This is a genomic window from uncultured Thiodictyon sp. (assembly GCF_903828115.1).
Classification (GTDB): Bacteria; Pseudomonadota; Gammaproteobacteria; order Chromatiales; family Chromatiaceae; genus Thiodictyon.
Map to the genome: position 1 here is coordinate 1 of NZ_CAIKKU010000817.1, position 6,755 is coordinate 6,755.

6 protein-coding genes are annotated in these 6,755 nt (G+C 65.6%); 5 read left to right on the plus strand and 1 reads right to left on the minus strand.

What is annotated here, in order from left to right; all coding sequences use genetic code 11:
* Nucleotides 1-262 precede the first annotated feature (262 nt).
* Genes pstC through QZY48_RS30205 form a run of 5 tightly spaced genes read left to right on the plus strand, consistent with a single transcriptional unit; the run spans nucleotide 263 to nucleotide 4,892 of the window.
* The gene (pstC, locus tag QZY48_RS30185) at nucleotides 263-1,231 is read left to right on the plus strand and encodes a phosphate ABC transporter permease subunit PstC (RefSeq protein ID WP_295437589.1); all 969 of its coding nucleotides are present in this window, start codon (nucleotides 263-265) and stop codon (nucleotides 1,229-1,231) included.
* On the plus strand, nucleotides 1,231-2,133 hold the full coding sequence (gene pstA / locus QZY48_RS30190; RefSeq protein ID WP_295437591.1) for a phosphate ABC transporter permease PstA: 903 nt from the start codon (nucleotides 1,231-1,233) through the stop codon (nucleotides 2,131-2,133). Before pstC ends, pstA begins: the two co-directional genes overlap by 1 nt.
* Before the next feature lie 31 nt (nucleotides 2,134-2,164).
* Entirely contained in the window at nucleotides 2,165-2,989 is an 825-nt protein-coding gene (gene pstB, locus QZY48_RS30195; RefSeq protein ID WP_295437593.1) for a phosphate ABC transporter ATP-binding protein PstB, read from the plus strand.
* Between the two features lie 25 nt (nucleotides 2,990-3,014).
* Nucleotides 3,015-4,100, plus strand: a complete 1,086-nt coding sequence (gene pstS / locus QZY48_RS30200) for a phosphate ABC transporter substrate-binding protein PstS (RefSeq protein WP_295437594.1) — start codon at nucleotides 3,015-3,017, stop codon at nucleotides 4,098-4,100.
* 30 nt (nucleotides 4,101-4,130) lie between these two features.
* Complete coding sequence (locus tag QZY48_RS30205) at nucleotides 4,131-4,892, plus strand: hypothetical protein (RefSeq protein ID WP_295437595.1); 762 nt, start codon at nucleotides 4,131-4,133, stop codon at nucleotides 4,890-4,892.
* Here the strand turns inward: QZY48_RS30205 and QZY48_RS30210 are convergent.
* Nucleotides 4,855-6,195 carry a DUF3422 family protein gene (locus tag QZY48_RS30210; protein WP_295437596.1) on the minus strand — a complete coding sequence of 447 codons (1,341 nt, stop codon included), beginning with the start codon at nucleotides 6,193-6,195 and terminating at the stop codon, nucleotides 4,855-4,857. The two genes, QZY48_RS30205 and QZY48_RS30210, sit on opposite strands and share 38 nt — an antisense overlap.
* Nucleotides 6,196-6,755 lie beyond the last annotated feature (560 nt).

The window sequence follows — 6,755 nt, forward strand, 5'->3', positions numbered from 1 at the left end:
CTGCTCGCCAGCGTGATTGAAACCTGTCGCCAGCGCGGCCAGGTGCCGTGGCCCTATCTGGCCGGCGTGATCGCTGAGCGCCGCGCCGGTCGCGCGGCCGCTCCGCTGCCGGCTCCAATGCCGGGTCTCTGAACGGCTACATCGTAATCGGAAAAGCGATTCGACTCGGGGTACGAGAGAATCCGGGGGGCCACGATAACCTCGATTACGATATCGACGACAACGACCATGACAACGACCATGGCGATAAAGGCATTCTCTAATGAGCTTGTTTAATTTCGGGGACTCCGTAAGCCCGATCTCGGGTCCGCCCAGCGCGCTGGAATACGCCAACGACCGCATCTTCCGCGGTATCTCCTGGGCCAGCGCCTTTATGGTCATTGCCCTGACGGCCTTCATCCTGTGGGAGGTCGGGCGCCAGGCGGCCCCCGCCGTCTACGCCTATGGGCTCGACTTCATCACCGGCACCGAGTGGAACGTCAACAAGGGCGCCTTCGGGGTGCTGCCCGAGATCTGGGGCACCCTCTACTCCTCCCTGCTGGCCCTGGCCCTGGGCGGGCTCTTCGGCATCGCCATCGCCATCTTCCTGACCCAGGACTTCATCCATCACCGCCTCTCCCTGGTCTTTCGCACCGTGATCGAGATGCTGGCCGCCATCCCCTCGGTGGTCTTCGGGCTCTGGGGCATCTATATCCTGATCCCGCTGCTCAAGCCCGGTGCCGAGTGGCTGCACGACCAGTTCGGCTGGTTCCCGCTCTTCAGCACCGACCTGGCCGGCCCCGGTATGGCCCCGGCCGCCCTGGTGCTGGCGATCATGATCCTGCCGACGGTCGCCGCGATCACGGTGGACGCCTTCCACCGCATCCCCTACAAGGTCAAGGAGGCCGCCTACGGCATGGGGACCACCCGCTGGGAGGCAATCCTCAAGGTCATGGTGCCGACCGCCTCGTCCGGCATCCTGGCGGCCCTGGTCCTGGGCTTCGGCCGCGCCCTGGGTGAGACCATGGCGCTCGCCATGCTGATCGGCAACGCCAATCAGATCAGCCTGTCGCTCTTCTCGCCGGCCAATACGCTGGCGTCGCTCCTCGCCTCGACCTTCCCGGAGGCCGGACAGCTCGAGGTGCAGGCCCTGATGTATGCCGCCCTGGTCCTGCTGGCCATCACCTTCCTGGTCAATGTGCTGGGTCAGTTGGTCCAGCAATACACCATCCGCAAGTTCGAGGGCAAGTGATGAGCACCATCGACCTATCGGCGGACACCGCCGAGCGCCCGCTCCCGCAATTGAGTCGGCAGGGCCTGGAGGCGCGGGCACTCAAGAGCGGCGTCCTTACCGGACTCACCTGGCTTGCCGCGGTGCTCGCCGCCGTGCCGCTGATCTCGGTCATCTACATGCTGATGGTGCAGGGCGGGGCGCGGCTGTTCGGGTCCGGGTTCGTGGAGGTCCTGACCGGACTGCCGCCCGCCGGTTTCGAGCAGGGCGGCGGCATCGGACCCGCGATCGTCGGGACCCTGGCGATGGTGGGCGTCGCCTCGCTCATCAGCATCCCCATCGGCATCCTGGCGGCCATCTACAATGGCGTGCTGGAGCCGCGCAGTTGGACCGCCAATACCTCGCGCTTCCTGGCCAAGGTACTGACCGGGGTCCCGTCCATCATGGCCGGCGTCTTCGTCTACGCGGTGTTGGTCATCCACTGGGGCTACTCCGCCTGGGCGGGCGGCATCGCACTCTCCGTATTGATGCTGCGCACCGTGGTCCTGGCCGCCGAGGAGGCCATGGCCCAGGTGCCCCAGCGCATGAAGGACGCCGCCTACGGCATGGGCTGCACGCGCACCCAGGTGATCTGGAAGGTGGTGCTGCCCACCGGGCTGCCGGGCATCCTGACCGGCGTGCTGCTGGCGGTGGCCGGGGCCGCGGGGGAATCCGCACCGCTGCTGTTCACGGCGCTCTTCAGCAATTATTTCATCTCGCAGTTGTCGGAGCCGACCGCGTCGCTGTCGATCCTCATCTACAACTTCTCGGGGATGCCGTTCCCGAATCAGATCGAACTCGCCTGGACGGCGTCGCTGGTGCTGGTGCTGATGGTGCTGGGATTCAACATCCTGGCGCGTCTGATCGGCCAGCCCAAGGTCTGATTTCAATTGAAGTTCGCAAGGTAATTGATCCATGAACGCAGCAGCAGAGACGATGTTCATTGCCGAGCCCTACCAGGTCGCGGGCGAGGTCGTCATCGAGTGCAATGTGGCCAAGATCTTCTACGGGGACTTCCTCGCGGTGCGTGACAGCGTGGTGCCGATCGAGAAGAAAAAGATCACCGGCTTCATCGGCCCTTCGGGCTGCGGCAAGTCGACGGTGCTGCGCAGTCTCAACCGGATGAACGACCTGATCTCGGTCTTCCGCTTCGAGGGCAGCGTGATGTACCACGGCCAGGACGTCTATGCGAAGAAGGTAGACCCGGTGCTGGTGCGCCGCTATATCGGCATGGTCTTCCAGCAGCCCAACCCCTTCTCGATGAGCGTCTATGACAATGTCGCCTTCGGCCTGCGGCTCAACCGCTACAAGGGTGATATGGACGAGCGCGTGCAGAAGGCCCTGGAGCGGGCCGCCCTGTGGAAGGAGGTCAAGGACAAGCTCAAGAACAGCGGGCTCTCGCTCTCCGGCGGCCAGCAGCAGCGCCTGTGCATCGCGCGCGCCATCGCCACCGAACCCGACGTGCTCCTGATGGACGAGCCCTGTTCGGCGCTCGACCCCATCGCCACCCGTCAGGTGGAGGAATTGATGCTGGAGCTCAAGGAGCGCTATACCCTGGCGCTCGTGACCCACAACATGCAGCAGGCGACCCGGGTCGCCGACACCACCGCCTTCTTCTCGGTGGACATCTCCAAGGGCGGGCGCACCGGCTATCTGGTCGAGATGGGCCCCACCGGGCAGGTCTTCCAGAGCCCCAGGGAGCAGCTCACCAAGGAATACATCTCCGGTGAGTTCAGTTGATCCGGTCCGGAGCCTGGGAGCCGACATGAAGACCATCGAACAATTGACGGGCATCACGGTGACGCTGGTGCTGGCGACCCTGCTCTGCGCCTGTGGCGAGCAGACACCGCAGGGGGCCGCCCAGCCGGGCGGTGCCGTTGCGCCGGACCAAGGCCTGGTGCTCACCGGGGCGGGATCGACCTTTATCGCACCATTGCTGACCAAATGGATCGAGACCTATCGGCGGACCGCCCCAGGGGTCGCCTTCACCTATGACGCGGTCGGCAGCGGCGAGGGGGTCAAGCGTTTCCTCGCCGGTACGGTCGATTTCGGGGCGACCGATGCTGCCCTGAACGACAAGGAGTTGGCGCAGGTCAATCCGCAGCGCGGGGCGGTGACGATCCCGATGACGGCCGGGATGGTGGTCCTGGCCTATAACGTCCCAGGGATCACGGGCGGACTCGCCCTCGCGCGCGATGTCTATCTGGACATCTTCGCCGGGCGCATCCGCACCTGGAATGACCCGCGGATCGGCGCCACCAACCCAGGGGTCGAACTGCCGGCAACCGCCATCGTGCCGGTGGTCCGGCGCGACTCCAGCGGAACCACCTTCATCATGACCAACCACTTGGGCGCCGCCGACCCCTGGTGGGCCACCCAGGGGCCCGGGGTGGGCAAGTTGGTGGACTGGCCCGGCGCCATGACCGCCGTCGGCAACGAAGGGGTCGCCCAGCGGGTGAAGATCACCACGGGGGCCATCGGCTACATGGGGTATGAGTTCGCCGCCCGCCTGGGGTTGCCGGTCGCCACCCTGCAGAACAAGGCCGGGACCATGGTAACCCCCAATCCACAGGACGCCCAGTTGGCCCTGGCCTCGGTCGGCGACCAGGTCCCCGCGGACCTGCGGCTGTTCGTGCCGGACCCGGACGGTACCGGCTCCTATCCCATCGTCGGGTACACCTGGATCCTGCTCGACGCCCACTACGCCGACCCGGCCAAGGCCCAGGCGCTCAAAGAGGCCCTGGACTGGGGGCTCGAGGAGGGCCAGTCCTTTGCCGCCGCCTTGGGCTATGTGCCACTGCCGCCGGCCATCGTCGCCAAGGCCAGGGCCGCGCTCGCCGCGGTTCGCTAGGGATCGGTGCGGCCGCGCGGGACGACCGGGATGGACGACAGTCTTGGTCCGATCGGGGATGCGAGCCCGGGGCGCTCGCGCCTCACGCAGCGACGCCCGGGTCCGGCCAAGACCTCGCCCAAGCCTAATGCGAAGAAGGAGATGCGGTTCGACCTCGCCGTCATCGAGCGGGCGCTACGGGCGGTGCAGCGCGATTTCGAGCGGATCAACGCGACCCTGGAGACGCCCCGCGACCCGCTGAGCGACCGGGTCATCGCCAACCTGCTGGCCGGCTACGCTTATCTCGACACCTTGCTGGCGGACGGTCGCCACCCGCTCACCCTGGGCAACTCCACCGACCTGCTGCAACTCAATCACCTGGTGCTGTGTGGGACGGACGAGGCGGACATCCAAGACGCTGCCAAACACATGGCGGAGACCGCGGCGCGCTTCTATGACAGGTCCGGCCCCGGCGGGGTCGCGGAACTGATGGATACCCTGGCCGCTCACCGCGACGAGCCCGTCTGGCGCCGGGCGGCGCGCGCCTACATCCAGGTGATGAGCCAGCCACAGCTCTTCATCGAGGGCAATCACCGCACCGGCGCCCTGATCATGAGCGCCCTGCTGGCGGGGGAGGGCAAGCCCCCCTTCGTGCTCACGGTCAGCAACGCCAAGGCCTATTTCGACCCCTCCACGCTCGCCAAGGACTCGCGCAAGCGCAGCTTGCAACTGTTCTGGCGCCGGCCCAAGCTGTGCAAGCGCCTCGCCGAACTCCTCAAGAGCGAGGCGAATCGGGGCTTTCTGAAGCCTTAGGCCGCGCCTGTTCTTCATGAGCAAACCCCTTCTTGACCCAGCGCAGTCCGAGCCAGGCCAGGCCGACGACCAAGGGTACGGCGATGCCCATGCCGAGCGTCGCATCGATGGGGACGCCGCCATGCTCCAGACCCTTGAGCGCGTAACCGATGAGCCCGACCCCGTAATAGCCGATCGCAATCACCGACAGACCCTCGACCGTTTCCTGGAGACGCAGTTGGAGATGCGCGCGCCGATCCATGGATTCGAGCAGCCGCCGATTCTGCTCTTGCAGGGAGACGTCCACGCGGGCCCGCAGGAGACTGGTCAGCCTCGCCGCGCGCTCGGCCAGGTCGGTCTGGCGCTGCTGGGTCGACGCGCAGGTGGCGATCGCCGGCGCCAGGCGGGCGTCGAGAAACTCGGTAAAGGTCTGCAGGCCCTCGATACGTTGCTGGCGCAGTTGTTCGAGTCGCTGCCGGACCATCCCGTAGTAGGCACGCGAGGCGTCGAAGCGATAGGTGGTGCGCGCCGAAACCTCCTCGATCTCGGCGGCGAGATAGGTCAGTTCGGCCAGCAGGTCGCTCTCGAAGCCGGGGTCCCCCGAGGTCCCTTGGGTAGACATCCGTGCGGCCAACATCGCCAGTCGATGATCGGCATCGCTCAAGGTGGGGGCTACCTCGCGCGCCAGCGGAAACCCGATCACGGCCAGGGCCCGGTAGCAGTTGATCTCCAGGATCCGTTTGGCGAGTCGCCCGGCCTGATTCTGCGACAGGCTGCAGTCGCGCACCAGGATGCGCACGAAGCCGTCGGCATTGATGCGCAAATCCGACCAGATGCGTGCCAACCCGCCGACCGCCTCGGAGCCGATGACCGGATAGCCGTCGAACAGCGCGGCCAGTTCGCCGTTGCCGCGCTCCGGCATCGCACAGGCATCGATGGCCATCGCGACCGCGACGATCACCTCGCCGGGCAACTCGCGCAGCCACTCCGCGGGGAGTTCATGCAGCACGGGTTCGGCGAAGGGGTGCGCGTAGGGGCCCTGTTTGCTGAAGGTGTAGGTGACGAACTCGGTGTGACGCTCCCAGCGCACGCGCAGCGGTCCCAGGTCGAGCGAGTAGTGGTGACCGATCGTCTCGGGGAGCGGCCGATCATAGTACGCCAGCAGCCGCTTGAGATGCTCCACCTGGCGGTCGGTTCCCTGCTCGCCGCACACCACGGCGAGATACGAAACCCGTTCCGGGGCGTGCAGCGGCTCAAAGGTACGGGCATGAAGCTCGGCCGTGACGGCGTGGCGCAGCGGATGCTCTTGAAAAACAGTGGGCATGATTTGGATACTCCATTCTTGGACGCGCGAGCGTCACCGGGCTGGCTGACGCAAGGCCGCAATGCGATCACGTCCATCAGCATCGCGGCCATCGGCGCACGTGACCCGGATGGCGTAATATAGACCTCGGACGTGATAGCCGGACGTAGGGGCGGGTTTCAAACCCGCCCCTACACCAGAGGCCTGTCCGGATGTCAGGTTTGAAGGCTATAGCAGATGTCTGCTCAGGCAGCGAAACAAGCGTAGGTCTCGTATCAGCTTGGCGGATCGAAATCCGAAAGTCGCATGATCATTTCAGATAAATATCGGATCGATTCTGATTTAACATACCTGCGGGGGCGGCCTGAGGCCGCACTGGCGGCGATCGATCGGCGGGGGTCAGTTGCGCGAGACGCGGGTTGCGTGGCGTTCTTCGAGGGCCCAGGGCAATCGCATCAAGTTCTGCTAATATTCGCACTTACTGATGCATCGGGCAAATCCTACATCTGGACTGCTCCCAAGGCTACATGCCGTGTCCCTTTCCTATGCCACGAACACTTTGCGAACACCACACGTCTTCA

Excerpts from the sequence above, each read along its gene's own strand:
- QZY48_RS30205 (WP_295437595.1), top strand. The coding sequence starts at position 4,131 with ATGGACGACAGTCTTGGTCCGATCGGGGATGCGAGCCCGGGGCGCTCG.
- pstB (WP_295437593.1), top strand. The coding sequence starts at position 2,165 with ATGAACGCAGCAGCAGAGACGATGTTCATTGCCGAGCCCTACCAGGTC.
- pstS (WP_295437594.1), top strand. The coding sequence starts at position 3,015 with ATGAAGACCATCGAACAATTGACGGGCATCACGGTGACGCTGGTGCTG.
- pstA (WP_295437591.1), top strand. The coding sequence starts at position 1,231 with ATGAGCACCATCGACCTATCGGCGGACACCGCCGAGCGCCCGCTCCCG.
- QZY48_RS30210 (WP_295437596.1), bottom strand. The coding sequence starts at position 6,195 with ATGCCCACTGTTTTTCAAGAGCATCCGCTGCGCCACGCCGTCACGGCC.
- pstC (WP_295437589.1), top strand. The coding sequence starts at position 263 with ATGAGCTTGTTTAATTTCGGGGACTCCGTAAGCCCGATCTCGGGTCCG.